Origin of the sequence: Pseudomonas sp. PA-7-1E (assembly GCF_021605325.1) — a bacterium.
Taxonomy (GTDB): Bacteria; Pseudomonadota; Gammaproteobacteria; order Pseudomonadales; family Pseudomonadaceae; genus Aquipseudomonas; species Aquipseudomonas fluorescens_BV.
Genome location: NZ_WKFA01000031.1, coordinates 33993 through 60731 on the forward strand (window position 1 = coordinate 33993; position 26739 = coordinate 60731).

General features: G+C 60.2%; 32 protein-coding genes. 27 read left to right on the top strand and 5 right to left on the bottom strand.

Annotation, left to right across the window (positions count from 1 at the left end; all coding sequences use genetic code 11):
* Window positions 1-217 precede the first annotated feature (217 nt).
* Genes rluC through GIW79_RS18970 form a run of 3 tightly spaced genes read left to right on the top strand, consistent with a single transcriptional unit; the run spans window position 218 to window position 2831 of the window.
* Entirely contained in the window at window positions 218-1177 is a 960-nt protein-coding gene (gene rluC / locus GIW79_RS18960; protein ID WP_003189264.1) for a 23S rRNA pseudouridine(955/2504/2580) synthase RluC, read from the top strand.
* Complete coding sequence (locus GIW79_RS18965; RefSeq protein WP_034128443.1) at window positions 1164-1826, top strand: HAD-IA family hydrolase; 663 nt, start codon at window positions 1164-1166, stop codon at window positions 1824-1826. Before rluC ends, GIW79_RS18965 begins: the two co-directional genes overlap by 14 nt.
* A gap of 21 nt (window positions 1827-1847) precedes the next feature.
* Window positions 1848-2831 (top strand): S49 family peptidase, encoded by a 984-nt coding sequence (locus GIW79_RS18970; RefSeq protein WP_236454045.1) that lies wholly within the window; start codon window positions 1848-1850, stop codon window positions 2829-2831.
* A gap of 131 nt (window positions 2832-2962) precedes the next feature.
* Here GIW79_RS18970 and GIW79_RS18975 read toward each other — a convergent pair whose 3' ends face one another.
* Window positions 2963-3541, bottom strand: coding sequence for a Maf family protein (locus GIW79_RS18975; protein WP_198791664.1), 579 nt, complete (start codon window positions 3539-3541; stop codon window positions 2963-2965).
* A 105-nt stretch (window positions 3542-3646) separates the two neighbouring features.
* On the opposite strand from GIW79_RS18975, the gene GIW79_RS18980 reads away from it, so the two are divergent.
* From GIW79_RS18980 to GIW79_RS19075, 20 genes are all read left to right on the top strand, one after another.
* Window positions 3647-4177 (top strand): YceD family protein, encoded by a 531-nt coding sequence (locus tag GIW79_RS18980; protein ID WP_003175611.1) that lies wholly within the window; start codon window positions 3647-3649, stop codon window positions 4175-4177.
* A 13-nt stretch (window positions 4178-4190) separates the two neighbouring features.
* On the top strand, window positions 4191-4373 hold the full coding sequence (gene rpmF / locus GIW79_RS18985) for a 50S ribosomal protein L32 (RefSeq protein ID WP_003179396.1): 183 nt from the start codon (window positions 4191-4193) through the stop codon (window positions 4371-4373).
* A 4-nt stretch (window positions 4374-4377) separates the two neighbouring features.
* Window positions 4378-5388, top strand: a complete 1011-nt coding sequence (plsX, locus tag GIW79_RS18990; protein WP_236454042.1) for a phosphate acyltransferase PlsX — start codon at window positions 4378-4380, stop codon at window positions 5386-5388.
* Window positions 5389-5514: 126 nt separating this feature from the next.
* Entirely contained in the window at window positions 5515-6453 is a 939-nt protein-coding gene (fabD, locus tag GIW79_RS18995; RefSeq protein ID WP_014719563.1) for an ACP S-malonyltransferase, read from the top strand.
* Window positions 6454-6477: 24 nt separating this feature from the next.
* Complete coding sequence (gene fabG / locus GIW79_RS19000; RefSeq protein WP_003189275.1) at window positions 6478-7221, top strand: 3-oxoacyl-ACP reductase FabG; 744 nt, start codon at window positions 6478-6480, stop codon at window positions 7219-7221.
* 191 nt (window positions 7222-7412) lie between these two features.
* Window positions 7413-7649, top strand: coding sequence for an acyl carrier protein (gene acpP, locus GIW79_RS19005; RefSeq protein ID WP_003175607.1), 237 nt, complete (start codon window positions 7413-7415; stop codon window positions 7647-7649).
* 110 nt (window positions 7650-7759) lie between these two features.
* A complete protein-coding gene (gene fabF, locus GIW79_RS19010) occupies window positions 7760-9004 on the top strand; it encodes a beta-ketoacyl-ACP synthase II (protein ID WP_034128438.1) in 1245 nt (414 codons plus the stop codon).
* Window positions 9004-9819: an aminodeoxychorismate lyase gene (gene pabC / locus GIW79_RS19015; protein ID WP_072448776.1), complete on the top strand. Its 816-nt coding sequence runs from the start codon at window positions 9004-9006 to the stop codon at window positions 9817-9819. Before fabF ends, pabC begins: the two co-directional genes overlap by 1 nt.
* Before the next feature lies 1 nt (window position 9820).
* On the top strand, window positions 9821-10957 hold the full coding sequence (mltG, locus tag GIW79_RS19020; protein ID WP_054922136.1) for an endolytic transglycosylase MltG: 1137 nt from the start codon (window positions 9821-9823) through the stop codon (window positions 10955-10957).
* A 19-nt stretch (window positions 10958-10976) separates the two neighbouring features.
* Window positions 10977-11609, top strand: coding sequence for a dTMP kinase (gene tmk / locus GIW79_RS19025; protein ID WP_054897935.1), 633 nt, complete (start codon window positions 10977-10979; stop codon window positions 11607-11609).
* Window positions 11602-12591 (top strand): DNA polymerase III subunit delta', encoded by a 990-nt coding sequence (locus GIW79_RS19030; RefSeq protein ID WP_034128434.1) that lies wholly within the window; start codon window positions 11602-11604, stop codon window positions 12589-12591. The genes tmk and GIW79_RS19030 overlap by 8 nt, the downstream gene beginning before the upstream one ends.
* Window positions 12592-12653: 62 nt before the next feature.
* Window positions 12654-13439, top strand: a complete 786-nt coding sequence (locus tag GIW79_RS19035; protein WP_034128433.1) for a TatD family hydrolase — start codon at window positions 12654-12656, stop codon at window positions 13437-13439.
* A 445-nt stretch (window positions 13440-13884) separates the two neighbouring features.
* A complete protein-coding gene (locus GIW79_RS19040; RefSeq protein WP_034128432.1) occupies window positions 13885-14550 on the top strand; it encodes a TetR/AcrR family transcriptional regulator in 666 nt (221 codons plus the stop codon).
* 139 nt (window positions 14551-14689) lie between these two features.
* Window positions 14690-15658 (top strand): GTP 3',8-cyclase MoaA, encoded by a 969-nt coding sequence (locus tag GIW79_RS19045; protein WP_019817203.1) that lies wholly within the window; start codon window positions 14690-14692, stop codon window positions 15656-15658.
* Window positions 15659-15769: 111 nt separating this feature from the next.
* Window positions 15770-16375, top strand: a complete 606-nt coding sequence (locus GIW79_RS19050; protein WP_034128431.1) for a DUF4823 domain-containing protein — start codon at window positions 15770-15772, stop codon at window positions 16373-16375.
* 16 nt (window positions 16376-16391) lie between these two features.
* On the top strand, window positions 16392-16952 hold the full coding sequence (locus GIW79_RS19055; RefSeq protein WP_034128430.1) for a DUF1285 domain-containing protein: 561 nt from the start codon (window positions 16392-16394) through the stop codon (window positions 16950-16952).
* Window positions 16953-17022: 70 nt separating this feature from the next.
* Entirely contained in the window at window positions 17023-17736 is a 714-nt protein-coding gene (locus GIW79_RS19060) for a GntR family transcriptional regulator (RefSeq protein ID WP_057976379.1), read from the top strand.
* Entirely contained in the window at window positions 17733-18734 is a 1002-nt protein-coding gene (locus tag GIW79_RS19065) for an ADP-ribosylglycohydrolase family protein (RefSeq protein ID WP_034128428.1), read from the top strand. Before GIW79_RS19060 ends, GIW79_RS19065 begins: the two co-directional genes overlap by 4 nt.
* A gap of 130 nt (window positions 18735-18864) precedes the next feature.
* Window positions 18865-20331 (top strand): purine-cytosine permease family protein, encoded by a 1467-nt coding sequence (locus GIW79_RS19070; protein ID WP_034128427.1) that lies wholly within the window; start codon window positions 18865-18867, stop codon window positions 20329-20331.
* The gene (locus GIW79_RS19075; RefSeq protein WP_034128426.1) at window positions 20324-21235 is read left to right on the top strand and encodes a PfkB family carbohydrate kinase; all 912 of its coding nucleotides are present in this window, start codon (window positions 20324-20326) and stop codon (window positions 21233-21235) included. The genes GIW79_RS19070 and GIW79_RS19075 overlap by 8 nt, the downstream gene beginning before the upstream one ends.
* 116 nt (window positions 21236-21351) lie before the next feature.
* Here the strand turns inward: GIW79_RS19075 and GIW79_RS19080 are convergent, their stop codons facing one another.
* The 4 genes from GIW79_RS19080 to GIW79_RS19095 all read right to left on the bottom strand — a co-directional run bounded on the left by GIW79_RS19080 (window position 21352) and on the right by GIW79_RS19095 (window position 23719).
* A complete protein-coding gene (locus GIW79_RS19080) occupies window positions 21352-21732 on the bottom strand; it encodes a hypothetical protein (protein ID WP_054897938.1) in 381 nt (126 codons plus the stop codon).
* Between the two features lie 48 nt (window positions 21733-21780).
* Window positions 21781-22047: a hypothetical protein gene (locus tag GIW79_RS19085; protein WP_032895690.1), complete on the bottom strand. Its 267-nt coding sequence runs from the start codon at window positions 22045-22047 to the stop codon at window positions 21781-21783.
* A gap of 51 nt (window positions 22048-22098) precedes the next feature.
* Window positions 22099-22437 carry a hypothetical protein gene (locus tag GIW79_RS19090; protein ID WP_034128424.1) on the bottom strand — a complete coding sequence of 113 codons (339 nt, stop codon included), beginning with the start codon at window positions 22435-22437 and terminating at the stop codon, window positions 22099-22101.
* A gap of 85 nt (window positions 22438-22522) precedes the next feature.
* A complete protein-coding gene (locus GIW79_RS19095) occupies window positions 22523-23719 on the bottom strand; it encodes an MFS transporter (RefSeq protein ID WP_034128423.1) in 1197 nt (398 codons plus the stop codon).
* 188 nt (window positions 23720-23907) lie between these two features.
* Between GIW79_RS19095 and GIW79_RS19100 the strand changes: the two genes are divergently transcribed.
* From GIW79_RS19100 to GIW79_RS19115, 4 genes are all read left to right on the top strand, one after another.
* Window positions 23908-24387, top strand: a complete 480-nt coding sequence (locus tag GIW79_RS19100; protein ID WP_034128422.1) for a GNAT family N-acetyltransferase — start codon at window positions 23908-23910, stop codon at window positions 24385-24387.
* Window positions 24388-24655: 268 nt separating this feature from the next.
* Complete coding sequence (locus tag GIW79_RS19105) at window positions 24656-25477, top strand: SDR family oxidoreductase (RefSeq protein ID WP_236282289.1); 822 nt, start codon at window positions 24656-24658, stop codon at window positions 25475-25477.
* Window positions 25478-25509: 32 nt separating this feature from the next.
* Complete coding sequence (locus tag GIW79_RS19110) at window positions 25510-26490, top strand: substrate-binding domain-containing protein (RefSeq protein WP_014719544.1); 981 nt, start codon at window positions 25510-25512, stop codon at window positions 26488-26490.
* A partial coding sequence (locus GIW79_RS19115; RefSeq protein ID WP_236477398.1) for an ATP-binding cassette domain-containing protein occupies window positions 26487-26739 on the top strand: 253 nt, incomplete at its 3' end. The genes GIW79_RS19110 and GIW79_RS19115, both read left to right, overlap by 4 nt.

Genomic DNA, 26739 nt, shown 5'->3' on the forward strand with positions numbered 1-26739 from the left:
TCGCTTCAGGCCTCATGTCACCTGCGCTTGTTACAATCTTGAGCCTTCCTGGGTGGCGAAAGCCCCGTAGGACGGCCTCGCGTCCTGATGAATTGCGATGGTCAGGGCCGGCAGTTTGCCGCATGTCCTCTGTCCAGGCCGCTTTTGGCGGCGTTCGCGACTATAGCAGTAATGATTAAGTGCTTCAATTCCATAAAAAATTGTTATCATCGCCGCCATGACGACTACCGCCCCCCCGACCCCCAGCGTCCAGCTGCTTGAGGTCTCGCCGGAATATGCCGGCCAACGCATCGACAATTTTCTCCTGGCCAGGCTCAAAGGCGTGCCCAAGACCTTGATTTACCGCATCTTGCGTAAAGGCGAAGTGCGCGTGAACAAGGGGCGCATCAAGCCTGAATACAAGCTGCAGGCGGGCGATATCGTCCGTGTGCCGCCCGTGCGCGTGCCTGAGCGCGACGAGCCGGTACCGCTGGCCCAAGGCCTCTTGCAGCGCCTGGAAGCGTCGATTGTGTTCGAAGACAACAAGCTGATCGTGATCAACAAGCCCTGTGGCATTGCGGTTCACGGTGGCAGTGGCTTGAACTTCGGCGTGATCGAAGCCTTTCGTCAGTTGCGCCCCGATTGCAAGGAGCTGGAGTTGGTTCATCGCCTGGACCGCGACACGTCTGGCCTGCTGATGATCGCCAAGAAGCGCAGCATGTTGCGCCATCTACACACCGCCCTGCGTGGCGATGGCGTGGACAAACGCTACATGGCGCTGGTGCGCGGCAACTGGGCCAGCTCGATCAAGAGCGTGCGTGCGCCGTTGCAAAAGAGCAACCTGCGCTCCGGCGAGCGCATGGTCGAAGTGGATGAGGAGGGCAAAGAAGCCCTGACCCTGTTCAAGGTGCTGCGCCGCTTCGGGGACTTTGCCACCATGGTCGAGGCCAAGCCGGTGACCGGGCGCACCCACCAGATTCGGGTGCACACCCTGCATGCAGGTCACTGCATCGCCGGTGACACCAAGTACGGCGACGAGGATTTCTCCAAGGAAATTCGCGATCTGGGCGGCAAGCGCCTGTTCCTGCACGCCTACATGCTCACCGTGCCGCTGCCCGATGGCGGCGAGCTGAAACTGCAGGCGCCGGTCGATGAAATGTGGGCCAAGACCGTGGAGCGTTTGAGTGTCGCACCTTGACTACAAGCTGCTGATCTTCGATTGGGACGGGACGCTGGCCAATTCCATTGGCCGCATCGTCGAGTCCATGCACATGGCCTCGACCCGCTCGGGCTTTGAGTTGTGCACGGACCTGGCGGTCAAGGGCATTATCGGCCTGGGTTTGCCTGAAGCCATTCGCACCTTGTACCCCGACATCAGCGACGCCGAGTTGGTAGCGTTTCGCGAGCACTACGCCGACCACTACATTGCGCTGGAAGCTACGCCTTCGCCGCTGTTTGAAGGTGTGGTGCAATCGCTGCAAGCGTTTCGTGCCGAGGGATATCACCTGGCGGTCGCCACCGGCAAGGCTCGTCGCGGCCTGGACCGTGTGCTCAAGGCTCACGGCTGGGAAGATTACTTTGATATCACCCGCGCTGCGGATGAAACCGCCAGCAAGCCTCATCCCTTGATGCTGGAGCAGATCCTTGCGCACTGTGGTGTTACGCCACGCGAGGCATTGATGGTGGGTGATGCGTCTTTCGACCTGATGATGGCGCGCAATGCAGGCATGGATAGTGTCGCCGTCAGCTACGGCGCCCAGTCTGCCGAGGCGTTGCAGCAGTACGAGCCGAGGCTGACGATTGATCATTTTTCCGAACTGCAGGTCTGGCTCAGCCGGGCCCGATAAGTCTTTGCTGGGGTTGATGGCATGAGTGACGAGTGGAAGGCGCCTGAAAAGGCCGAGAGCAGTGATGATAAAAGCTGGAAGCTTTTGGAGAAGACCCTCCTGGCCAGCGTCCAGGAACAGCGGCGTTCGCGGCGCTGGGGGATTTTTTTCAAGCTGCTGACCTTTGTGTACCTGCTTGGGATGCTGGCGCTGTTCAGTCCGCTGATGGACATGGAAAAGAGCGCCACCCGTGGCAGTCACTACACCGCCTTGATCGAAGTGCGCGGCGTGATTGCCGACAAGGAGCCCGCCAGTGCCGACAATATTGTCACCAGCCTGCGCGCGGCTTTTGAGGATGCCAAGGTCAAGGGCGTTATCCTGCGCATCAACAGCCCAGGTGGCAGCCCAGTGCAGTCGGGTTATGTGTATGACGAGATTCGTCGTCTGCGCGCCTTGCATCCGGATACCAAGCTCTATGCCGTGATCTCCGACCTGGGGGCCTCGGGTGCCTATTACATTGCCAGCGCTGCGGACCAGATCTATGCCGACAAGGCCAGCCTGGTGGGTTCTATCGGTGTGACGGCGGCCGGTTACGGTTTTGTCGGTGCCATGGAGAAACTGGGGGTCGAGCGTCGCACCTATACCTCGGGTGAGCACAAGTCGTTCCTCGATCCTTTCCAGCCGCAGAAGGCGGATGAAATCGCGTTCTGGCAGGGCGTGCTCGACACTACCCATCGTCAGTTCATCGCCAGCGTCAAGCAGGGGCGTGGGGATCGCTTGAAAGATAAAGAGCATCCGGAGCTGTTCTCCGGCCTTGTCTGGTCGGGCGAGCAGGCATTGCCGCTGGGCTTGATTGACGGCTTGGGCAGCGCCAGCTCGGTGGCGCGGGATGTAGTGGGTGAGAAGGAGTTGGTGGATTTTACGGTCGAGGAATCGCCGTTTGATCGCTTCTCCAAGAAACTCGGTGCCAGTGTGGCGGAGAAGTTGGCGCTGTACATGGGCTTCCAGGGGCCGTCCCTGCGCTGAAATTCCAAGCTAGGTGTAGATCAACTGTGGGAGCGGGCTTGCCCGCGATAGCGATGGATCAGTCGATATAAGTGTTGCATGGTACATCGCTATCGCAGGCAAGCCAGCTCCCACATTGCTTTACGAAGGTTTCAAGGGATCTGTACGCTTTCGGTCAGCAGCATGTCCACCAGTCGAATCAGTGGCAGCCCAACCAGGCTGGTCGCATCCGGTCCCTCGGTGCTCCGGAACAAGCTCACACCGAGCCCTTCTGCTTTGAAGCTGCCCGCACAGTCATAAGGCTGCTCGATCCGCAGATAGCGCTCAATACGCTCTGCATCCAGTTCGCGCATGTGTACGGTAAACGGCACGCAGTCCACCTGGCAGCGCCCGGTCTCGCTGTTGAGCAGTGCCAGCCCGGTAAGAAAGCTCACACGCTTGCCGCTGGCAGCCAGTAATTGCTCGCGGGCATTTTCGAAGGTGTGCGGCTTGCCGATGATCCGGCCTTCCAGTGCGGCGACCTGATCCGAGCCAATGATTAAATGCCCAGGATGGCTGGCGGCGAGGGCGCGGGCCTTTTGTTCGGCCAGGCGCTTGACCAGTTCGATGGCGGATTCATCCGGGCGGTGGCTTTCGTCGATATCCGGCGAGCTGCAGGTGAACGGCAGGTGCAGGCGACTCAGTAATTCCCGGCGATAAACCGAGCTGGACGCGAGTAATAAAGGCAGCATATACGTCTCCTCAAGGCAGTCGCCGATTCTAGCGACGTGACCGGCTGACGCACAGGGCTGAATTTCCTTTGACATGGCCGGGTGCATCCCTATAATGCTGCGCCTATGTTGAATGACCCGATTCCACCTCACGTTGACCCGCGCAAATTGGCTGATCGTGGCACCACCCTTCAAGGTGAAGTGCTGCTGGCCGATTTGGAGAGACTCTGCGACCCGCTTTCCGACACTGTCGGTACGGTGCAGGCGAAATTCGTTTTTGAACGAGATGAACGTAAATCTGTGGTAATCCACAGCGTTATCGACACCGAAGTCAAAATGGTTTGCCAGCGTTGTCTTGAGCTGGTCACCCTGCCGATCCACAGCGAATGCAGTTATGCTGTGGTGAAAGAGGGTGCGAATACCCAGTCGTTGCCGAAAGGTTATGACGTGCTGGAACTGGGCGAAGATCCATTGGATCTGCATGCACTGATCGAGGAGGAGCTTTTGCTCGCCTTGCCCATTGTGCCTGCTCATCATCCGGAAGAATGCCAGCAGCCGGAGGGTCTCGATGACGAGGCCGAGCCGAGCGAGGACGAGGTAACGCGGTCCAACCCGTTCAGTGTATTGGCGCAGTTAAAGCGTGACCCAAACGTTTAGGAGTTAATCAATTATGGCTGTTCAGCAGAACAAAAAATCCCGCTCCGCCCGTGACATGCGCCGTTCGCACGACGCTCTCGAGGCTAGCACCCTGTCCGTGGAAAAGACCACTGGTGAAGTTCACCTGCGTCACCACGTATCGCCAGAAGGCGTATACCGTGGCCGTAAAGTGATCGACAAGGGCGCTGACGAGTAATCACTTGTCTGCTCAAGTCATCGCGATTGACGCAATGGGCGGGGACTTCGGTCCCCGCAGCATTGTTCAGGCCTGCATTGCTAGCCTGTCTGCCACGCCCTCGCTGCACCTGACCCTCGTCGGTCAACCCTCCCTACTTGAAGAACTGATTGCCAGCCATCCGGCGGTGGATCGCGCGCGCCTGACGATTACGCCAGCCAGCGAAACCATCAGCATGGATGAAAAGCCGGCGGTTGCCCTGCGTGGCAAGCCCGATTCTTCTATGCGGGTGGCCCTTGAGTTGTTGCGTGATGGCAAGGTGCAAGCCTGTGTCAGCGCCGGCAACACGGGCGCGTTGATGGCCTTGTCACGGCATGTGCTCAAAACCTTGCCAGGTATTGATCGGCCGGCGATGGTGGCGGCGATCCCTACGCAGAAAGGCTATTGCCAGTTGCTGGACCTGGGCGCCAATGTTGATTGCAGCGCCGAGCACCTGCTGCAGTTCGCCGTAATGGGCTCGGTGGCCGCCGAAGCGCTGGGCGTGGCCCGGCCCAGGGTTGCCCTGCTGAATATCGGTACCGAGGACATCAAGGGCAACCAGCAAGTCAAGCTTGCCGCCACCTTGCTACAAAGCGCGCGGGGCTTGAACTACATCGGCTTTGTTGAGGGTGATGGTTTGTACCGTGGTGAAGCTGATGTGGTGGTGTGCGACGGCTTTGTCGGTAATATCCTGCTCAAATCCAGCGAAGGCCTGGCAACCATGATTGCTACGCGTATCGAAGCTTTGTTCAAGCGCAACCTGGCGTCACGTATAGTGGGGGCCTTGGCGCTGCCCCTGATGCGACGCTTGCAGGCTGACCTGGCGCCAGCACGGCACAACGGTGCAAGCTTTCTTGGCTTGCAGGGCATTGTGGTAAAAAGCCATGGCTCGGCCGGTGTGCTGGGCTTTCAAAGTGCAATTGCACGGGCCTTGATCGAGATTCAAGAGAACCTGCCGCAACGCTTGCACGGCCGTCTCGAGGATCTGTTGCCTTAGGCGAATTGGCCCGGGAGTGCTTAAATGTGACCGGCCAGTTCAATTGACCATCCAATCTGTCAGTTTCGTTCGCGCCCACCGTAGGCGCGAGCATTTTTGACGACCAGATCATTAGGGGCTTGTTACATGTCTACATCCCTCGCATTCGTCTTTCCAGGGCAGGGTTCGCAGTCCCTCGGCATGTTGGCCGAGCTGGGCGCGCAATACCCGCTGATCCTGGACACCTTCAAGGAAGCTTCTGACGCCCTGGGTTACGACCTGTGGGCACTGACCCAGCAAGGGCCGGAAGCGCTGCTCAACCAAACCGATAAAACCCAGCCGGCCATCCTGACCGCCTCGATCGCCCTGTGGCGCTTGTGGTTGGCAGAAGGCGGCGCGCGCCCTGCGTTCGTCGCGGGGCACAGCCTGGGCGAATACAGCGCCCTGGTGGCCGCGGGCAGCCTGACCTTGGCTGAAGCGGTCAAGCTGGTCGAGCGTCGTGGTCAACTGATGCAAGAAGCCGTTCCGGCCGGGCAGGGCGGCATGGCCGCTATCCTGGGCCTGGACGACGCGGTGGTGATCGAGGCCTGCGCCGAAGCGGCGCAAGGCGAAGTGGTCAGCGCGGTGAACTTCAACTCCCCAGGCCAGGTGGTGATCGCCGGCGCCAAGGCAGCTGTCGAGCGTGCCATCGAGGGTTGCAAGGCCCGTGGCGCCAAGCGTGCCCTGCCATTGCCGGTGAGCGTACCGTCCCACTGTGAGCTGATGCGCCCGGCGGCAGAGCGGTTTGCCGAGTCTATCGCTGCCATCAACTGGCAAGCGCCGCAGATCCCGCTGGTGCAGAACGTCAGTGCGGCCGTGGCTGCCGACCTCGACACCCTCAAGCGCGACCTGCTGGAGCAACTGTACAAGCCAGTGCGCTGGGTTGAATCGGTCCAGACCCTGGCCGCCAACGGTGCCACCGAGCTGGTCGAGTGCGGCCCGGGTAAAGTCCTGGCCGGCTTGAACAAGCGCTGCGCCGACGGTGTGTCGACCGCCAACCTCAATACCCCAGAAGCCTTCGCTGCCGCTCGCGCGGCACTGGCCTGAATCCCGTACTTAGGAGAAGCCTGCATGAGTCTGCAAGGTAAAGTTGCACTGGTTACCGGCGCAAGCCGTGGCATTGGCCAGGCGATCGCCCTGGAGCTGGGCCGTCAGGGCGCCGTTGTGATCGGCACCGCCACCTCCGCCTCGGGCGCCGAGCGTATCGCCGCGACCCTGAAGGAAAACGGCGTGCAAGGTACCGGTCTTGAACTGAATGTGACCAGCGATGAGTCCGTGGCTGCCGTACTGGCCCAGATCACTGCTCAGTTCGGTGCACCGGCTATCCTGGTGAACAACGCCGGGATCACCCGTGACAACCTGATGATGCGCATGAAAGACGACGAGTGGTACGACGTGGTCGATACCAACCTGAACAGTCTGTTTCGCCTGTCCAAGGGCGTTTTGCGCGGCATGACCAAGGCGCGTTGGGGCCGAATTATCAATATTGGCTCCGTAGTGGGTGCCATGGGCAACGCAGGCCAAGTAAACTACGCCTCTGCCAAGGCCGGCCTGGAAGGTTTCAGCCGCGCACTGGCGCGTGAAGTCGGCTCGCGGTCGATTACGGTCAACTCGGTGGCCCCTGGGTTCATCGACACCGATATGACCCGCGAACTGCCGGAAGCACAGCGCGAAGCCTTGCTGACGCAGATTCCGCTGGGCCGTCTGGGCCAGGCCCAAGAGATCGCGAATGTGGTCACTTTCCTGGCATCTGACGGTGCGGCATACGTGACTGGGGCTACAATCCCGGTTAACGGCGGGATGTACATGAGTTAAATTGTGACGGATCGCTTCAAAAAAATGTCATACGAGCTGTCTAAAATCCGTTATAAAGCTGCAACTTAATTTATAGGCAGGTGGCCGACCGGGTACAGGGTGAAGCTTTCAGTTGAAAAGCTGAAATGGCTTTCTATACACTTACCCACTGGCCAGCTGCCTGAATTTGTCCATTAGGAGTTAAACAAGGTATGAGCACCATCGAAGAGCGCGTCAAGAAAATCGTCGCCGAGCAACTGGGCGTTAAGGAAGAAGAAGTGGTCAACACTGCTTCCTTCGTAGAAGACCTGGGTGCCGATTCCCTTGACACCGTTGAGCTGGTGATGGCTCTGGAAGAGGAATTCGAGACCGAAATCCCGGACGAAGAAGCTGAAAAAATCACTACTGTTCAAGCTGCCATCGACTACGTTACTAGCCACCAGGCGTAATAGTTTGTAGTCGTCGCTTGCTGTCAGGGAAAAACCGCACTGCTGTAAAGGCGTGCGGTTTTTTCTTTAGCGGCGATGAAAAGTGTCGTCATTAGAAAAAGGAGAGTGCTGTGTCGCGTAGACGCGTCGTAGTCACCGGTATGGGTATGTTGTCGCCACTGGGTACGGATGTGCCGAGCAGTTGGCAGGGCATTCTGGCTGGCCGCAGTGGTATTGGTCTGATCGAACACACGGACCTTTCTGCCTATTCCACCCGTTTTGGCGGCTCGGTAAAGGGCTTCAATGTCGAGGAATATCTCTCGATCAAAGAATCCCGCAAGCTCGACCTGTTCATTCAGTACGGCCTGGCTGCCGGGTTTCAGGCTGTGCGTAACGCCGGCCTGGAAGTCACCGACGCCAACCGTGACCGCATCGGCGTGGCCATGGGTTCAGGTATTGGCGGTCTGACCAATATCGAAGAAACCAGCCGCACCTTGCATGAGACTGGCCCACGTCGAATTTCACCGTTCTTCGTACCGGGCTCGATCATCAATATGATTTCCGGCTTCCTGTCCATTCATCTGGGTGCACAGGGACCGAACTACGCAATCGCCACGGCGTGTACCACAGGTACCCACTGCATTGGCATGGCGGCACGCAACATTGCCTACGACGAAGCCGACGTGATGATCGCCGGCGGCGCCGAAATGGCCGCGTGCGGCCTGGGCATGGGCGGCTTCGGCGCGTCCCGTGCGCTGTCGACCCGCAACGACGAGCCGACCCGTGCCAGTCGTCCGTGGGACAAGGGCCGTGACGGCTTTGTGCTCTCCGACGGTGCCGGTGCGCTGGTGCTCGAAGAGCTGGAGCACGCCAAGGCGCGTGGTGCCACTATCTACGCCGAATTGATCGGGTTTGGCATGAGCGGCGACGCTTACCACATGACTTCACCGCCGTCCGACGGAGCGGGTGCTGCGCGTTGCATCACCAATGCCCTGCGCGATGCGAAGGTCAACCCCAACCAGGTGCAGTACATCAACGCCCATGGCACTTCGACCCCGACCGGCGACCTGGCGGAAGCAGAGGCCATCAAGTCGGTGTTCGGCGAGCACGCCTATAAGCTGGCGGTCAGCTCCACCAAGTCCATGACCGGCCACCTGTTGGGTGCGGCGGGCGCGGTCGAGGCGATCTTCAGTGTGATGGCAATCAGGGATCAGGTCGCTCCGCCGACTATCAACCTTGATGAGCCGGACGAAGGCTGCGACCTGAACTTCGTGCCCCACGAAGCGCAGCCCATGCCGATCGACGTGGCGATTTCCAACTCGTTCGGTTTCGGTGGCACCAACGGTTCCCTGGTGTTCCGCCGGTTCGCCGAGTGATGCACAGCTGGGTCGACGGTCAGCCAGCGGACAGCGTGCCCCTGAAAGATCGCGGCCTGGCCTATGGCGATGGGGTGTTCGAGACCATCGCCGTCAAGGCCGGGCAGCCGTTGCTGCTCGACCGTCACCTGCAACGCCTGGAAGAGGGTTGCAGGCGTTTGGCATTGGTGGTGGATCACGGGTTGATTCGCCACGAAGTGCTGAGCTTCGCCGCCGCCCTTGGCGACGGTATTCTCAAATTGATCCTCACCCGTGGCGACAGCTTGCGCGGTTACGGGATCAACCCTGGCGCCCCGGTGCGCCGCATCTTGCAGGGCAGCGCGCCCGCTGTTTACCCGCCCACCCATGAAGTCGAAGGCGTGCGCCTGTTCGCGTGTGCCACGCGCTTGGCGCAGCAGCCGTTGCTGGCCGGTATCAAGCACCTCAATCGCCTGGAGCAGGTGATCGCGCGTGCCGAATGGCAAGATACCGAACATGCCGAAGGCCTGATGCTGGATATGTCTGGCCGGGTGATCGAAGGCATATTCAGCAATCTTTTCCTGGTGAGCAACGGCTTGTTACTAACCGCTGATCTGAGCCGTTGTGGCGTTGCGGGCGTAATGCGCGCCGAAGTGCTGGCCCAGGCACAAGCGCTGGGCGTCCCGGTGGCCGTGGCCGACATCAGTGTGGAGCAGTTGCAACAGGCCGATGAAGTCTTCGTCTGCAACAGCGTTTATGGCATTTGGCCGGTGCGAGGCTGCGCTGCGATGAGCTGGCCGGTTGGGCCGCTCACCCGTAAACTGCAGGGCATTGTTCGCGCGCTATTGGATATTTGAGTTGATACGAAAACTGGTGTTACTGCTGCAGATCAGCCTGATCTCGGCGGCTTTGCTCGTGGGCTTTTCTGCCTGGAAACTCGACTCTGCCCTCAAGCAGCCCCTGAAGCTGCCTCAGGAGCAGTTGCTCGACGTACCCGCTGGCGCTACGCCGACGGGCACCTTCAATCGTCTGGAAGCCGACGGCGTGCTCGACGATGCATTCTGGTTGCGCCTGTACTGGCGCTTCAACCTCGAAGGCCAGCCACTGCACAGCGGCGAGTACCGCATGAGCCCGGGCCTTACCGCCGAGGGTTTGATCGGCCTGTGGCAGCGCGGCGAAGTGGTGCAGTACAGCCTGACCTTGGTGGAGGGCTGGAATTTCCGTCAGGTGCGCACCGCCCTGGCCAAGCATGAAAAGATCGTGCAGACCCTCGCGGGCCTGACTGACAGCGAAGTGATGGATAAGCTCGGCCACCCAGGTGTGTTTCCTGAAGGGCGATTCTTCCCCGACACCTACCGTTTTGTCCGCGGCATGACGGATGTCGAGTTCCTGAAAAAAGCCTACAACCGCCTGGACGATGTACTCGCCCAGGAGTGGAGCAAGCGTGCCGCCGACGCGCCCTACACCGACCCTTACCAAGCACTGATAATGGCGTCGCTGGTAGAAAAGGAGACCGGTGTGCCTCAGGAGCGCGGGCAGATTGCCGGTGTGTTTGTGCGTCGCCTGAAGATCGGCATGCTGCTGCAGACCGACCCCACCGTGATCTACGGCCTGGGTGAGCGCTACAACGGTAAATTGACCCGCGCCCACCTCAAGGAAGCCAACCCCTACAACACCTACATGGTTGCTGGCCTGCCGCCCACGCCCATCGCGATGGTCGGTCGCGAGGCGATCCATGCAGCACTGAACCCGGTACCGGGCAGCAGCCTGTATTTCGTCGCCCGTGGCGATGGTAGCCATATATTCTCGGATAACCTGGATGCGCATAATGCCGCCGTGCGTGAGTTCCAACTCAAGCGCCGTGCCGATTACCGTTCCAGCCCGGCACCGGTGGTGAAACCGCCTGAAGATTCGGCACCTTCCAGCGATGCGCCTACCCCCGACGCTCCGATCGAGCCCGCGCCGGACACTACCGCGCCGCAAAGCCCGCAATGACTCTGACTAAGGACTGCCTGTGACTGGCTTGTTTATTACCCTGGAAGGCCCGGAAGGCGCCGGCAAAAGCACTAACCGTGACTACCTGGCCGAGCGCCTGCGTGCGCAGGGCATCGAGGTGGTGCTGACCCGTGAGCCGGGTGGTACGCCGTTGGCCGAGCGCATTCGCGACGTCCTGCTGACCCCGGGTGACGAGCCGATGAATCCGGACACCGAGTTGCTCCTGGTGTTTGCCGCCCGTGCCCAGCACCTGGCCGAAGTGATTCGCCCGGCCCTGGCGCGGGGTGCCGTGGTGATCTGCGACCGGTTTACCGATTCCACCTACGCCTACCAGGGTGGGGGCCGGGGGTTGTCCATGGAGCGCATCACCACCCTGGAAACCTTCGTGCAAGGCGATCTGCGCCCCGACCTGACCCTGTTGTTCGACCTGCCGGTGGAAGTGGGCATGGCCCGCGCCAGTGCGCGAGGTCGTCTGGATCGCTTCGAGTTGGAAGGCCAGGCCTTCTTTGATGCAGTGCGCAGCGCTTTCCTGCAGCGCGCCAAGGCTGAGCCCACACGTTATTACCTATTGGACGCCGCCCAGCCGCTGAGTCAGGTGCAACAGGCTATCGACGCGCTGCTGCCCACCCTGTTGGAGCGTAGCCGTGGCTGAGTCCTACCCGTGGCAGGACGGCCTCTGGCAGCAACTGGCAGGGCGCGCCCAGCACGCCCACGCCTATCTGCTGCATGGGCCGGTGGGCATCGGTAAACGCCACCTCGCCGAACGCCTGATGGGCAGCCTGTTGTGCCAACGCCCGGTTAATCTGGAGGCATGTGGCGAGTGCAAGTCCTGCCTGTTGCTCAAGGCTGGCAGTCACCCGGACAACTATGTGCTGGAGCCCGAGGAAGCGGACAAGGCCATCAAGGTCGACCAAGTGCGCGACTTGGTGAGCTTCGTGGTGCAGACCGCGCAGATGGGCGGGCGCAAAGTGGTGCTGATTGAGCCGGTTGAGGCGATGAACATCAACGCGGCCAACGCCTTGCTCAAAAGCCTTGAAGAGCCGTCCGGCGATACCGTGCTGTTGCTGGTGAGCCACCAGTCCAGCCGCTTGTTGCCGACCATTCGCAGCCGTTGCGTGCAGCAGGCTTGCCCGTTGCCCAGCGAAGCCATGAGCCTGCAATGGCTGGCGCAGGCGTTGCCGGAATGCAGCGCAGAAGAACGAGGCGAGTTGCTGACCCTGGCGGCTGGCTCGCCTTTGGCGGCAGTGAAGCTGCAGGCTCAGGGCGTGCGCGAACAGCGTGCACTGGTCGTGGATGGCGTGAAGAAACTGCTCAAGCAGGAATTGTCCGCCACGCAACTGGCCGAAAGCGCCTGGAAGGATATTCCGCTGTTGCTGTTGTTCGACTGGTTCTGCGACTGGTCCAGCCTGATCCTGCGCTACCAGCTCACCCAGGATGAGAACGGCCTGGGCTTGGCGGATATGCGCAAGGTCGTGCAATACCTGGCGCAAAAAAGTGCCCAGGACAAAGTGCTGAACATCCAGGACTGGATCCTCGCCCAGCGCCAGAAAGTCCTCGGCAAGGCCAACCTCAACCGCGTGCTGTTGCTCGAGGCGTTGCTGGTGCAGTGGGTCGGCCTGCTCGGGCGCCGTTAAATTCCGTGGCTGACGGGTGTATCGTTGGCCCTACCTCTTTTGTGACTTAAGCTCAGATTCCTATGCTCGTAGATTCCCATTGCCACCTTGATCGCCTCGACCTTGCCCAGCACGGCGGTTCCCTCGACGTCGCCCTTGAAGCTGCCCGCCAGCGTGGGGTAGGGCACTTCCTGTGCATTGGCGTCAGCGCCGACAACGCCGCCGACGTCAAAGCCCTGGCTGATCGCTACGCCGACGTCGATTGCTCGGTGGGCATTCACCCGCTTGACCTCAAGCCAGGCGAAGCGCCGGCTCTGGACTGGCTACTGGGCGAACTCAACCATCCGCGAGTGGTGGCCATTGGCGAAACCGGCCTGGACTATCACTACGAGCCTGAAGCTGCCGAGTTGCAGCAGGCCTCGTTCCGCCTGCACCTGCAAGCCGCCCAGCAGACGGGCAAGCCGGTGATCGTGCACACCCGAGGCGCCCGTGCCGATACCCTGGCTTTGCTGCGTGAAGCCGCGTTGTCGCAGGCTGGCGTGTTGCACTGCTTTACCGAAGACTGGGATATGGCCAAGGCGGCCCTGGACCTGGGGTTCTATATTTCCCTGTCGGGCATCGTCACTTTCCGCAATGCCGACGCGCTGCGCGATGTGGCCCGCCAGGTGCCCGCCGACCGCCTGCTGGTGGAAACCGACTCTCCGTACCTGGCGCCCATCCCCCATCGCGGCAAACCGAACTTGCCCGAATATGTACGTGACGTGGCTGATTACCTGGCGATGCTGCGCGGTGAGTCGTACGAGCGCTTTGCCGAGCAGACTACCGAGAACTTCAAGCGCCTGTTCCCGCTGGCCCACGTGGCCGGTTAGGGCGGTCGAATCCCAGGCAAAAAAAACCCGGGTTCTGGGGGGTGAATCCGGGCTAAGACCATTAGGAGTAAAACAAGGGCACGCAGTCCGTCGGTACCCAGGTCGACGCGTCACTTGGGGGAGATGTCGCGCCGACAGTTGAAGTATTGACCACTATCCCATTCAGTCCAGTCGTGATTGATCGTTTTTTAAACAGATTTGGAATACGCGGCCTTCGCTTGAGTTCTCATTGCGCTGATGGGCAGGTTCAGGTGTTGCGTATTATTTCTGACTGATAACGGCGAAATCGTTGGTGCATTGAAAGTTATGTGCCTGACGGGTTCACATAGACATTGCCCAACGACCGTTCAGTCGGGATAATCCCTCGCACCGGGTAAATCGTATCGCCACGTATCCATGGCCCTGCGCAACCCTCCCTATTTCCGACCTTTGCAGACTCTTCCTCATGCACAAAGAACCCCGTAAGGTCCGTGAATTTCGCCGCCGTGAGCAGGAAATTCTCGACACCGCGCTCAAGCTGTTCCTCGAACAAGGTGAAGACAGCGTCACCGTCGAGATGATTGCGGATGCCGTGGGTATCGGCAAAGGCACGATCTACAAACACTTCAAGTCCAAGGCCGAAATCTACCTGCGCCTGATGCTCGACTACGAGCGTGATTTGAACGAGTTGCTGCACTCGGCGGATGTCGACAAAGACAAGGAAGCCCTGTCCCGCGCTTACTTCGAGTTCCGCATGCGTGACCCACAGCGCTACCGCCTGTTCGACCGCCTGGAAGAGAAGGTGGTCAAAGGTCACCAGGTGCCGGAGATGGTCGAGGAGCTGCACAAGATCCGCGCCTCGAACTTCGAACGCCTGACCCTGCTGATCAAGGGCCGTATCAGCGAAGGCAAGCTTGAAGACGTGCCACCGTATTTCCATTACTGCGCCGCCTGGGCCTTGGTGCATGGCGCTGTGGCGCTGTACCACTCGCCGTTCTGGAGCAATGTGCTGGAAGACCAGGAAGGTTTCTTCCAATTCCTGATGGACATCGGCGTGCGCATGGGCAACAAGCGCAAGCACAGCCCGGAACTGCCGGGCGCCGAGAAGAGCGGCGACACCCCTGCCACGTAAGTCATTCGCCACAGTGATGGCGCAACGATTTACTGCCAGGCGCAGTAAGCCAGGAATATACTCAGGCAAGGACCTTGCTAAAAGCTGAGTTATGAGTCAGCTTTTAGCGCGCCCGAATTATCCTCTGCCGGAGTGATCCATGATCGTTGATCGTCAAGGCAGGCGTTTTCGCAATTTGCGGATCAGCCTGACTTCAGCCTGCAATTATGCGTGTACCTATTGCGTGCCTGACGGCAAGCGGCTGGTGGCTGCCCAGGATGAACTGTCGGCCGAGGCCATGGCCCGAGGCGTGGCTTACCTGATCGAAGCGGCGGGTATCGAGCGCTTGCGCATTACCGGCGGTGAGCCGTTGGTCAGCCCCAAGTTGGAAGCCTTCATGGGGGCGGTAGGGCAGATGGGCCTGAGCGACATCAGCCTGACCACCAACGGCCAACTGCTGGCGCGTAAACTGCCGTTGCTGGTGGCAGCCGGTATTCGGCGCATCAATGTCTCCCTCGACACGCTGGATGCCGACGCTTTCCGCAGCATCGCCCGTGGCGGCGACCTGGCCACCGTGCTCGATGGCATGGACCAGGCCAGTGCTGCCGGAATCAAGATCAAGGTCAACATGGTGCCGTTGCGCGGCCAGAACCTGGACCAGGTGATGCCGTTGCTCGATTACTGCCTGGCGCGTGGCTACGAGCTGCGCTTTATCGAACTGATGCGCATGGGGCACCTGGCCAAAGACTCCAACGCGTTCCTGCAACAGTTCGTCAGCTTGCAACAGCTGCTCAGCTTGATCGGCGAGCAACATGAATACCTGCAAGCCAACGCACCCGTCGATGCGACGGCGGTACGCTACGAAGTGCCGGGCAAAGGCTTCTTTGGTGTGATCGCCAACGAGAGCGTACCGTTCTGCCGTACCTGTTCGCGGTTGCGGTTGTCCTCCACCGGTTGGCTGCATGGGTGCCTGTCGTCCAGCAATCGCCATTATGTCGGTGACTTGCTCGATCAACCGCGTCACCAGGCGTTGCCGGCGTTGCAGGGCTTGTTGATGAAGGCCTTGGCTGACAAGCAGGAAGTGGCGTTCTCCGGCGGTGCCACGATCATGAAGATCATTGGTGGCTAAGCTAGATATTGCGGGTTCACACATTTGATTTGTAGCGCAGCTGAATGGCGCGGATTCTGCATCCCACGCCCCATTCGCCGGTTTCCTGTCACCGGCCTCTGGAGGATTAGAATGCGTAGTCTGGTTTTGCTGCTGGCGTCATTGGCCCTGGGCGGTTGCATGACCGTCAGTGATATGGCCGAAGGCACCCGCTATCAGATGAGCGATGCCGGGCTGCTCGATCACAGCGATACGCGCCGTACCGCCTCGGTGCGCATACAGCCGGATTCCTTTGTATTTATCGCCCAAGGCGCCTTCGTGCCGCCGGGCAGCGCCTACCCGCGGCCCAATGTGGTGGCCGAGGAAGCATTCAATGGCTTCGTTGAATATTTCCCCATGGTGCGTCGCGCCCGCCAGCCCGAAGGTCTTGAACAGGCCATGGCCGAAGCCCGTGCCGTCGGTGCTCACTACCTGCTGTATTGCCGTTTTGCGGCAGCCGATGACCGTATCGGCAACGCCGACGAGTGGACCGACCAGCAAGCCCTGGACCGCCTTGGCCTGGACAGCGGGGTGATCCAAGTCATGTTGATCGAGACCAGCACCCAGTATTTGATTGATACTGCACGTATTCGCAGTCGTGGCGGTTTACTGACGTTCCACGACACATCGCCACAAGATTTGATCGCTCGCCCCCTGGCGCAATATGCCCGCGGTTTGCTGGGTATGAGTGATCAGTAAGACAGAGGAGCCCGCCATGACCGATTCCGCCAAGGCCAATGATCTATTGGCCCAACTGCCCAAGGGCAAGGGGCCGGCACCGGTGCATTTGTGGAACCCGGATTTCTGCGGCAACATCGACATGCGCATCGCCCGCGATGGCACCTGGTTCTACCAGGGCACACCTATCGGGCGAAAGCCGATGGTCAAGTTGTTCTCCAACATCATCCGCCGCGACGGCGATGATTATTTCCTGGTGACGCCCGTGGAGAAGGTCGGCATCCGTGTCGATGACGCACCCTTTGTTGCAGTGACACTGGAAGTGCAAGGGCAGGGCGAAAGCCAGGTATTACGCTTTACCACCAACGTCGACGAACAGGTCGAGGCAGGTCTCGAGCACCCGCTGCGAGTGGTGACCGACCCTATCACCCAGGAACCCGCCCCCTATGTGCGCGTTCGCACCAACCTCGAAGCCCTAGTGCATAGAAACGTTTTTTACCAGTTGGTGGAGCTGGCGGTGAGCCGTCCGATCAACGGTCAGAACTGGCTTGGCGTCTGGAGCAGCGGGGAGTTTTTCCCCATCGGCCTGGAGCCCTGAGGCGGTTTTTGTCTTCAGCCTGAAATAATCCTCTTGCGGTAAACGCGCGCTTTCGGTTATCAATTTGTACATGATTAGACATGTTCGATTTGATAAGAAAAAACGCGTCGTCGATGAGCTCATCCGCCGTATCGAAGGTGGAGTCATGGCCGACGGCTTTCTGTTGCCGGGCGAGCACCAACTGGCCGAGGAGTTTGCGGTCAGCCGCGGCACGCTGCGCGAGGCGCTGGCCGAGCTCAAGCGTCGCAACTACATCGCCACCCAGAGCGGCGTCGGTTCGATTGTCACCTTTGACGGCATGGTGTTGGACCAACGCAGCGGTTGGGCCCAGGCCCTGGCCGATACGGGCGCCCAAGTAAGCACCGACGTCCTGCGTTTCGAAGCCGTGACGCGCCCGGATCTGTTCAGCCGTTTCGGCACCGACCAGTTCATTACCCTTGACCGCCTCCGGCGCACGGCTGACGGTACAGCGGTGTCGCTGGAACGCTCGTTGATGCCGGCCGTTGGCGATCTGGAAAACCTGCCCCACATTGGGCTGATCGATAATTCCCTGACCATCACTCTGGCCGCCTACGGCTACGTCGGGGCCGACGGTGACCAGTGGATCGGTGCTGAACCCCTGAGCGATGAAGACGCCGAATTACTCGGGCGCCCCAGCGGTACGGTATTTCTCAAGGCGTCGCGCACCACCTATGATCGTCGCGAGCGTTTCATGGAGCATGTCGAAAGCCTGCTTGACCCGTTGCACTTTCGCCTGCATCTGCAGTTTGGAGCGTCGAAATGAGCCGAGAAAATCGCGCACTTGGCGCCTTTTATGGCCTGGCCCTGGGCGATGCCTTGGGCATGCCCACCCAATCCTTGAGCCGCGAGCAGGTACAAAAGCGCTTCGGTGCTATCACCGCCTTGGAAGATGCCGACGCGGACCAGCCCATTGCGCCCAACATGCCTGCCGGTTCCATCACCGATGACACCGAACAAGCCATCCTGGTTGCCGAGTTACTGGTGCAAGGCCAGGGCAAGATCGAGCCCACCGTGCTTGCCCAGCGCCTGATCGACTGGGAAGCGGGGATGCGCGCCAAGGGTTCCCAGGACTTGCTCGGGCCGTCCACCAAACGCGCAATCGACATGATCCTCGCCGGTCATACTCCGGAGGAATCCGGGCGCTACGGCACCACCAATGGTGCGGCCATGCGCATCACCCCGGTGGGCATCGCCGTCGATGTCAGCGACCCGGCGCGGTTTATCCAGGCGGTGATCCAGGCATGCCAGGTCACCCATAACACCAACCTGGGTATTTCCAGCGCTGCGGCCGTGGCGGCGGTGGTCTCGGCTGGCATCAATGGCGTGGACCTGGGGGAAGCCCTGAATATCGGGACCCAGATTGCCCGACAGGCCGAAAGCCATGGTCACTGGATCGCGGGCGGACGCATTTCTACCCGCATCAGTTGGGCTCGCACCCTGAGCGTCGGCAGCGGCGACAAAGCGTTGTTTGCCGACCTGCTTTACGAGTTGATTGGTACTTCGGTGGCTTCTCAGGAATCGGTGGTGGTCTCGTTTGCCTTGGCCCAGCAAGTGGCGTCGGGTGATATGAACGCCTTCGAAGCCCTGTGCCTGGCGGCCAGCCTGGGCGGCGACACCGACACCATTGCCGCGATCCTCGGCGCCATGCTGGGGGCGTGCCTGGGTATGCAGTGCTGGCCTGAGGCGTTGGTTGAACAGGTCAAGCGGGTCAATGGCCTGGACTTGCAGCCGCTGGCCCAAGGGTTATTGGCCTTGCGATAAACACGGAACCAAATGTGGGAACTGGCAAGCCAGCTCCCACATTCAAAAGCGTTGGGTCAGGAAGACTGGATAAAGATTCGACTCGCTGCCACAACCACAACAACAATACAGGCATCAGGAGCCCCCCTTAATGAGCAGCCCCTCTTCCGGCCAAACCGCCGGGCAACTGGAAACACGCGGCATTGAGCCGGTCCCGGAAGGCGAGTGCAACGGTCATCCGCTGCAACTGTTCTGGGTGTGGTTCGCGGCCAATATCAGCATCCTCGGTTTGCCCCTTGGTGCAACGCTGGTGGCGTTTCGTGGCCTGGCCATCTGGCAGGCGATCATCGTCGCGATTCTTGGCGCCGCGGGCTCCTTTGCCGTAGTGGGCATCATCTCCATCGCCGGTCGCCGTGGTCGTGCGCCCAGCTTGACCTTGTCCCGCGCCATTTTCGGTGTGCGCGGCAATATCGGCCCGACATTGGTGTCGCTGATGTCCCGCCTGGGTTGGGAAACCGTCAACACCACCACCGCAGCCTTCGTATTGTTGTCGTTGAGCTCCATCCTGTTCGGCTCGGCAGTGGAGGCCAAGAGCGCGCCGGTGCTCACCCTGATCTTCATTGCCATCTTCGTGCTGTTGACCCTGGCCGTATCGGGCCTGGGCCACGCCACGTTGCTGGTGATCCAGAAGTGGGCCACCTACGTATTCGGCGGCCTGAACATTCTGGTGGGCGGCTTTCTGTGTGCCACCATCGACTGGAGCGCGGTGTTCAACGCCACCCCGGCGCCGTTGAGCGCGATGATCATTGGCGTAGGCACCATGGCTGCGGGTACCGGTATCGGCTGGGCCAACGCCGGTGCAGACATGTCGCGTTACCAGCACCGCAGCGTCAAGGCCGTGCGCCTGGTGGCCTCCGCCGCGTTTGGTGCAGGTATCCCGCTGGTGCTACTGATCACCCTGGGTGGCCTGTTGTCGGTGGGTAACAATGACCTGGCATCGGCCACCGACCCCATCATCGCGATCCGCGACATGCTGCCGACCTGGATGGCCGTGCCGTACCTGATCACCGCGTTCGGCGGCCTGTTGCTGTCGAACAACCTGTCGGTGTACTCGGCCGGCCTCACTACCCTGACCCTGGGCTTGAAGGTCAAGCGCGTGCATGCAGTGATCGTTGATATCGTGGCGATTTTTGCCGGCTCCATCTATTTCATGCTGATCGCCGATAGCTTCTATGGCCCGTTCATTACCTTCATTTCGCTGCTGGCGGTGCCGATCACGGCGTGGGTTGGGATTTTCGTGGTCGACCTGATTCACCGTCATTACTACAGCCCCACCGACCTGCTGGACGTCAGCGCCAGCAGTGCCTACTGGTATCGCGGTGGCGTGGAGTGGCGTGCATTTGGCGCCTGGGCCGTGGCCATTGTGCTGGGGTTCAGCTTCACCACCATCGGCACCACCGCCGAAAACATCTGGTTTGCCGGGCCGCTGTCCGACTCCTGGCTGGGCCACAACGGGCTCGGCTGGATCGTGACCTTCGTGGTGGCTGGCGGAATATATGCAGTCTTGGGCGGAGCGTCTGACCGTCGTCCGGGTTTAGCAGAGAGCGCCAATGTCTAGATTGCTGCACACCGGCCAGGTCATTGTCGACCTGGTCATGGGCCTCGACACCCTGCCGGCAAGCGGCGGTGACGTGCTGGCCAACTCCGCCAGTTTCCAAGTCGGTGGCGGTTTCAACGTAATGGCTGCGGCACGGCGCAATGGGTTGCCGGTGGTTTATCTGGGCCGCCATGGCGATGGGCGCTTTGGCGAGCTGGCGCGTGCCGCGATGCAGGCCGAAGGTGTTGAAATGGCCTTGGCGGCCAGCGCTGGCAAAGATACCGGGTTGTGCGTGTCGCTGACTGAAGCGAGCACCGAACGCACCTTCATCTCCCATCTCGGCGCCGAGGGGGAGCTGAGTGCCGACGACTTGGCTCAGATCGTCCCGCGTATCGATGATTATGTGTACGTCAGTGGCTACAGCTTGCTGCTTGAAGGTAAGGCGCAGCCGTTGCTTGACTGGCTGCTGGCGCTTCCGCGAGAGATCGTGGTGGTATTCGACCCGGGCCCGCTGGTCAAGGCGCCGGACTCGGCGTTGATGCGTGCCTTGTTGCCGCGTATCGACATCTGGACCAGCAATGGCCCTGAAGCCCTCGCGTTTACCGGGGCGGCGGATATGAGTCAGGCGCTGCCCATGCTGAATCAGCACTTGCAGGCACTGCTGGTTGTGCGTGATGGACCAAATGGTTGCTGGGTAGGGCGCGGGGTAGAGACTGAGCATGTACCTGGCTTCAAGGTGCAGGCGGTAGACAGCAATGGTGCGGGGGATGCGCATGCAGGGGTATTTATCGCCGGGTTGGCGCAGGGCTTGAAACCCGTTGAGGCGGCGCGTCGAGCGAACGCAGCGGCGGCGTTGGCGGTGACGCGTTGGGGGCCGGCCACTTCACCTGGCGTCACCGAAGTCGACGCATTGCTGGCTGAATAAATACGCACAACCCTAGGGGAGCGGGCTTGCTCGCGAAGGAGGTGTATCAGTTAAAGCATGTGCTGACTGACACACCTCATTCGCGAGCAAGCCCGCTCCCACAACGGGTTCTGCGTTTAACCTGCTTTTTTCAGCGCTTGAACCAACTCATCTTTGCGCATGGTTGAGCGCCCAGGAATATCCTTGGCCCTCGCCTCTTTCATCAAACTTTCCTTAGTCTGCGTACCCAGCGAAGCCCCACTGCTGCGCGGGTGGCCTTCACGGCTGGCAGCGGCACGCTTGGCCGATTCCTGCCGGTCCTGGGTTTTCTTGGCCGGTGCTTTGCGCCTGCCTGATCCGCCGGCTTTTTCACCACCGCCGGACTGTTTGTTGACGGTCGCCCAGGCGCGGGCTTCGGCTTCGTCCTTGGGCAACCCCTTATGCTCATAACTGTCTTCGATATGAGCGGCCTTGCGTTTCTGTTCGTCGGTGTATTTGGCTTTGCTTCCACGAGGCATCGCTAAAACTCCCTCTGGCCCCAGTCGCGGGGCCAGGCCAGAAATGGATTACTGAGTACTTTGAGCGTCGAGCTTGCGCGCCTCATCCACACCAGAAGCGGTGAGCTTGATCGGCAGGTTCAACGCGTATTCGCCGGCGTCGTCGGTGGTCACATGCCCATCCTTGATCAGCCCGCGGTCCTGCAGGAACGCCAAGACACTGGCGACCTCTTTTTCACCGCGGTAATTGTCCAGCACCTCCTTGCCCAAGCCTTGCGGATGGGCGTGCAGCAGGCGGGTGAGGACTTCTTTTTCAAGGTTTCTATCGACGTTCATGCGTACCTCTTCACTGGGAAATGGTCGGGTGTTGGTCGTACCAAGGGTGCATCAAGGCGCTGGTTGTTTCTGCGCGCCGGGGATGTTCGAGTCGTCGCCCTTGTTGATCTTCGGCTCATTGTTGCTCGTGCCAGGGCCCATCTTGCCGTTGCCTACGGCAGGCGGTGCCTGGCGCTGGGTGTCGTTGCCTTTGGTGCGTGGGTCGGCGCTGTTGTCGATGATCGCGCCACCGTTGGTATCCAGGCCGGTGCCCATGGATTTTTGCGACTCGGTAGTGGCGTCCGGCGTTGGATCGGTGGGGCCAGTGGTCGAGCTAGCCGCAAAGGCGCTCAAGGACGCGGCAGACAACAGGCCGGTGAGGGCGAGGGCAGCAAATTTGGAATTTTTCATCAGGGTGTCTCCATATGATTAATGTCCTTACCCTGTATTGGTCTGCCCGCGTTTGCCGATCGTGCCGGGATGGCGACGAACGGTATCAGCTCACATGTATCACTTTATGTGCCGATAGTCGGCGCGCTACCAAGCGCGCCACTGTGATCGTCCAGTTGAGTGCGGCGATCACCAGTACGCTCAGCATCATTGTCGCAAGGCCGAAGTCGACGATGATCTTGCCTGCGAACCAGGGAAACCCGAAGACGCCGATAAAGTACGCCAGGCTGAACAGCAATAACGCCTGGGAAGTGGTGCCGCTGGGCGCTTCGTTGGCCACCAGGCCGTTAATCACCGAATACGTCAGGCCATACCCGATCCCTAGCGTGGCGGCGGCGAGCACATAACTGAGGTTGCCGCTGACACCAAACGCGAACAGCGTGATCGCGCCGAGCATCACCCCGGATAATACGCAGGCAGCCTGGTACGCATCGCGCTTGACCACGAAACCGGCGATCAGCAGGCGACTGATAATTGCCGCTGTCAGGAAACCCGCGAAGAACAGCGAATAGTCCAGCTTATGGGCAACGGCATAGCTGGTCTGGAACGAAGATAGCCCCCCGAATACGCAGCCACCCAGGCCAACCATCAGGATGGCGAACGCCGCCTTGGAAGACAGTACGCGGCGGCTTGCAGCCCAGGAAATCCTGGATGTCGGTACATTCGCGTGCTGTCGCAACCGAGAGCCCATGCGCCAGAACATCACCACCCCGGCGAGGCTGGCGAGCCCGGCAATATAAAACGCCGTTGTCAGGGGCAGGTCCAGCGCAGTGGCGGCGCGTCCCAGCAAAGGGCCGGAACCTATGCCGCTCAACATACTGCCCGAGAGCAAGGCGAAATATTTGGCCCGCTGGCGGGGTTCCACCAGCAGCGTCACGATGATCGGACCCAAGGTATAGAACACGCCCCAGCCCAAGCCAAGGGACAATCCAAACAGCATCAAGCCCTGGCCAAACCCTGGCGTCAGGGCAAACCCCAGGCAGGCCACCACTAACAATAGGCCGGTGCTCGCAATCGCTCGCGCCGCGCCCATCGCATCGGCCAGATGCCCGGAAAGCACCACCGCTACGAAGGTGCTGAGCATTGCCGTGGCAATGACACTGCCCGCGTCGTGTTCATTACCGCCACGGGCATGGATCAGCAGTGACAACAAAAAGGTCGAGCCGTAAGACAGTGACAGCAGGAAACTGGCGAGGCAGAACAGCGCGAATGTCTTCGTGCCCACTGGTGGCGTGGCGTGCATGAGCAGGTCTCTGATCGTTGGATTTATGCCCATTGTTTACCATGGGCGTCCCCAGGCTTTGTTCTGTTGTTGCTGATGCTTGCTTCACCCCGCGCCGGAGTGAAACGTGCTGATTGGCATCAATTGCACTGCAAACGGCCATCAAACCGTCTTAGTATGTGGCCTTTGAATTTGCCCAAGGCTCGCCCATGACCATCGAGATTCGCCCCGCCGTGCCCAGCGATGCTGCGCAGATCCTGACCTTTATCACTGAACTTGCCGAGTACGAGAAAGCCCGGCATGAAGTGATCGCCAGCGTGGTGGATATCGAACGCAGCCTGTTCAGCGAAGGCGCCACGGCCCATGGCCTTATCTGCTTGCGCGACGGCTTGCCGATTGGCTTTGCGGTGTTCTTTTTCAGTTACTCGACGTGGCTGGGCAGTAACTGCCTGTACCTGGAAGATCTGTACATCAACCCGGAACAACGCGGCGGCGGGGCCGGCAAGAAGTTGCTGCGCCACTTGGCCAAGATCGCCTGTGACAACGGTTGCGGGCGCTTTGAATGGAGCGTGCTGGACTGGAACGAGCCAGCGATTGCCTTCTACAAATCCATAGGCGCCCAGCCTCAGGAAGAATGGGTGCGTTATCGCATGGAAGGCGATGCCCTGCGCGACTTTGCCCAAGGCTGAAGCCTCGTTTATGTAAACACTAAAACCAGAATGTGAGCTTTCCTGTGGCGAGCAAGCTTGCTTGCGCTGGGGTGCGAAGCGCCCCCCAAAAGCGGGAGTCTGCTGCGCAGACAGCGGGAGCAAGCTCCCTCGCCACAGCTAACCCGCTCGAACATTTTTTTATTTTTCTCAATATATGGGATCTTAATTTATATATTGAGATATTTCAGGCGATGGGTTTATAGTCGCCAGCATCAGCACTCACTACAAAAAATAAAAAGGTGAAGCGATGCAGGCGCAACCGTTGTCCCTACCCGCCGTGCCCGAGCCGACTTATGGCGAGCGGCTGAAGAACAAGGTGGTGATCGTCACCGGCGCCGCCCAAGGCATTGGCGAAGCCATCGTTACCTGTTTCCAGGCCCAGCAGGCGCGGTTGATCATTGCGGATATCCAGGGCGACAAAGTCGAGAAAATCGCCGCTCATTGGCGCGAACACGGTGCGCAGGTTTACGCCCAACCGGTTGATATTACTTCCAAGGATCAATGGCAGGCACTGGTCAACCTGGCCATCGAGCGCTTTGGCCGCGTGGATGTGCTGGTCAACTGTGCCGGGGTCAACGTGTTCCGTGACCCGCTGGAGATGAGCGAAGAGGACTGGCGCCGCTGTTTCGCCATCGACCTCGACGGTGCCTGGTACGGCTGCCGCTCGGTGTTGCCGCACATGATCGAGCAGGGCATCGGCAGCATCATCAATATCGCGTCCACCCATTCCAGCCACATCATTCCCGGTTGCTTTCCTTACCCTGTGGCCAAGCACGGCCTGCTCGGCCTTACCCGGGCCCTGGGCATCGAGTACGCGCCCAAGGGCATCCGCGTGAATGCCATCGCCCCCGGCTATATCGAAACCCAGCTCAACGTCGATTACTGGAACGGTTTCCCTGACCCTCACGCCGAACGCCAGCGTGCGTTCGACCTGCACCCGCCCAAACGCATTGGCCAGCCCATCGAAGTGGCCATGACAGCACTGTTCCTGGCGACCGACGAGGCGCCCTTTATCAACGCCACTTGCCTGATGATCGATGGCGGGCGGTCTGTGATGTACCACGACTAAAGCGTTTTCCAATAACAAGAAGGAGGTGGTCCATGTTCAAGCAAACACTCGGTGCCGTGGCACTGGCAATGGCGTTCTGCGGCTGGGTATCGGCTGAAGAAGTGAAGATCGGTTTCCTGGTCAAGCAGGCCGAGGAACCCTGGTTTCAAACGGAGTGGGCATTCGCGGAAAAAGCCGGCAAAGAGCATGGTTTTACTGTGATCAAGATCGCCGTGCCCGATGGCGAAAAGACCTTGTCGGCCATCGACAGCCTGGCCGCGAATGGCGCCAAGGGTTTTGTGATCTGCCCGCCGGACGTGTCCCTGGGCCCGGCCATCGTTGCCAAGGCCAAGGTCAACGGTTTGAAAGTGATGGCCGTGGATGACCGCTTTGTCGATGCCAAGGGCAACTTCATGGAAGACGTGCCATACCTGGGAATGGCCGCGTTTGAAGTGGGCCAGAAGCAGGGCGCCGCCATGGCCGCCGAAGCGAAAAAACGCGGTTGGGACTGGAAGGACACCTATGCGGTGATCAATACCTTCAACGAACTCGACACCGGTAAGAAGCGTACAGACGGCTCGATCAAATCCCTCGAGGAGGCCGGTATTCCCAAGGACCACATCCTCACCGCTGCGCTGAAAACCCTCGACGTACCTGGCAGCATGGACGCCACCAACTCGGCCTTGGTCAAGCTGCCGAGCGGAGCGAAGAACCTGATCATCGGTGGCATGAACGACAACACCGTGCTCGGCGGCGTGCGCGCCACCGAAAGTGCCGGCTTCAAGGCCGCCAACGTCATCGGCATCGGCATCAATGGCACCGACGCCATTGGCGAATTGAAGAAAGCCGACAGCGGTTTCTTCGGCTCCATGCTGCCCAGCCCGCATATCGAGGGCTATAACACCGCGCTGGCGATGTACGAGTGGGTCACCACCGGCAAGGAACCGGCCAAATACACCGCCATGGACGAAGTGACCTTGATCACCCGCGCCAATTTCCAGGAAGAACTGACCAAGATCGGCCTGTGGAAATGAGCGGTGCAGCCCTGCGTTTCAATGGCATCGGCAAGGAGTTTCCCGGTGTGAAAGCCCTGGCGCAGATCAGCTTTGAAGCGCGGCCGCATTCGGTGCACGCGCTGATGGGCGAGAACGGCGCAGGCAAGTCGACCCTGCTGAAAATCCTCGGCGGCGCCTACATTCCGTCCAGCGGTACGGTGCAGATCGGCGCGCAGACCATGGCCTTCAAATGCGCCGCCGACAGCATCGCCAGCGGTGTGGCGGTGA

Bases quoted from the DNA above. Each gene is read 5' to 3' on its own strand.
- rluC (WP_003189264.1), top strand. From the start codon at position 218: ATGACGACTACCGCCCCCCCGACCCCCAGCGTCCAGCTGCTTGAGGTC.
- GIW79_RS18970 (WP_236454045.1), top strand. From the start codon at position 1,848: ATGAGTGACGAGTGGAAGGCGCCTGAAAAGGCCGAGAGCAGTGATGAT.
- GIW79_RS18975 (WP_198791664.1), bottom strand. From the start codon at position 3,541: ATGCTGCCTTTATTACTCGCGTCCAGCTCGGTTTATCGCCGGGAATTA.
- GIW79_RS18980 (WP_003175611.1), top strand. From the start codon at position 3,647: ATGTTGAATGACCCGATTCCACCTCACGTTGACCCGCGCAAATTGGCT.
- rpmF (WP_003179396.1), top strand. From the start codon at position 4,191: ATGGCTGTTCAGCAGAACAAAAAATCCCGCTCCGCCCGTGACATGCGC.
- fabD (WP_014719563.1), top strand. From the start codon at position 5,515: ATGTCTACATCCCTCGCATTCGTCTTTCCAGGGCAGGGTTCGCAGTCC.
- fabG (WP_003189275.1), top strand. From the start codon at position 6,478: ATGAGTCTGCAAGGTAAAGTTGCACTGGTTACCGGCGCAAGCCGTGGC.
- acpP (WP_003175607.1), top strand. From the start codon at position 7,413: ATGAGCACCATCGAAGAGCGCGTCAAGAAAATCGTCGCCGAGCAACTG.
- pabC (WP_072448776.1), top strand. From the start codon at position 9,004: ATGCACAGCTGGGTCGACGGTCAGCCAGCGGACAGCGTGCCCCTGAAA.
- GIW79_RS19035 (WP_034128433.1), top strand. From the start codon at position 12,654: ATGCTCGTAGATTCCCATTGCCACCTTGATCGCCTCGACCTTGCCCAG.
- GIW79_RS19040 (WP_034128432.1), top strand. From the start codon at position 13,885: ATGCACAAAGAACCCCGTAAGGTCCGTGAATTTCGCCGCCGTGAGCAG.
- GIW79_RS19045 (WP_019817203.1), top strand. From the start codon at position 14,690: ATGATCGTTGATCGTCAAGGCAGGCGTTTTCGCAATTTGCGGATCAGC.
- GIW79_RS19050 (WP_034128431.1), top strand. From the start codon at position 15,770: ATGCGTAGTCTGGTTTTGCTGCTGGCGTCATTGGCCCTGGGCGGTTGC.
- GIW79_RS19055 (WP_034128430.1), top strand. From the start codon at position 16,392: ATGACCGATTCCGCCAAGGCCAATGATCTATTGGCCCAACTGCCCAAG.
- GIW79_RS19060 (WP_057976379.1), top strand. From the start codon at position 17,023: ATGATTAGACATGTTCGATTTGATAAGAAAAAACGCGTCGTCGATGAG.
- GIW79_RS19065 (WP_034128428.1), top strand. From the start codon at position 17,733: ATGAGCCGAGAAAATCGCGCACTTGGCGCCTTTTATGGCCTGGCCCTG.
- GIW79_RS19070 (WP_034128427.1), top strand. From the start codon at position 18,865: ATGAGCAGCCCCTCTTCCGGCCAAACCGCCGGGCAACTGGAAACACGC.
- GIW79_RS19075 (WP_034128426.1), top strand. From the start codon at position 20,324: ATGTCTAGATTGCTGCACACCGGCCAGGTCATTGTCGACCTGGTCATG.
- GIW79_RS19080 (WP_054897938.1), bottom strand. From the start codon at position 21,732: ATGCCTCGTGGAAGCAAAGCCAAATACACCGACGAACAGAAACGCAAG.
- GIW79_RS19085 (WP_032895690.1), bottom strand. From the start codon at position 22,047: ATGAACGTCGATAGAAACCTTGAAAAAGAAGTCCTCACCCGCCTGCTG.
- GIW79_RS19090 (WP_034128424.1), bottom strand. From the start codon at position 22,437: ATGAAAAATTCCAAATTTGCTGCCCTCGCCCTCACCGGCCTGTTGTCT.
- GIW79_RS19095 (WP_034128423.1), bottom strand. From the start codon at position 23,719: ATGCACGCCACGCCACCAGTGGGCACGAAGACATTCGCGCTGTTCTGC.
- GIW79_RS19100 (WP_034128422.1), top strand. From the start codon at position 23,908: ATGACCATCGAGATTCGCCCCGCCGTGCCCAGCGATGCTGCGCAGATC.
- GIW79_RS19105 (WP_236282289.1), top strand. From the start codon at position 24,656: ATGCAGGCGCAACCGTTGTCCCTACCCGCCGTGCCCGAGCCGACTTAT.
- GIW79_RS19110 (WP_014719544.1), top strand. From the start codon at position 25,510: ATGTTCAAGCAAACACTCGGTGCCGTGGCACTGGCAATGGCGTTCTGC.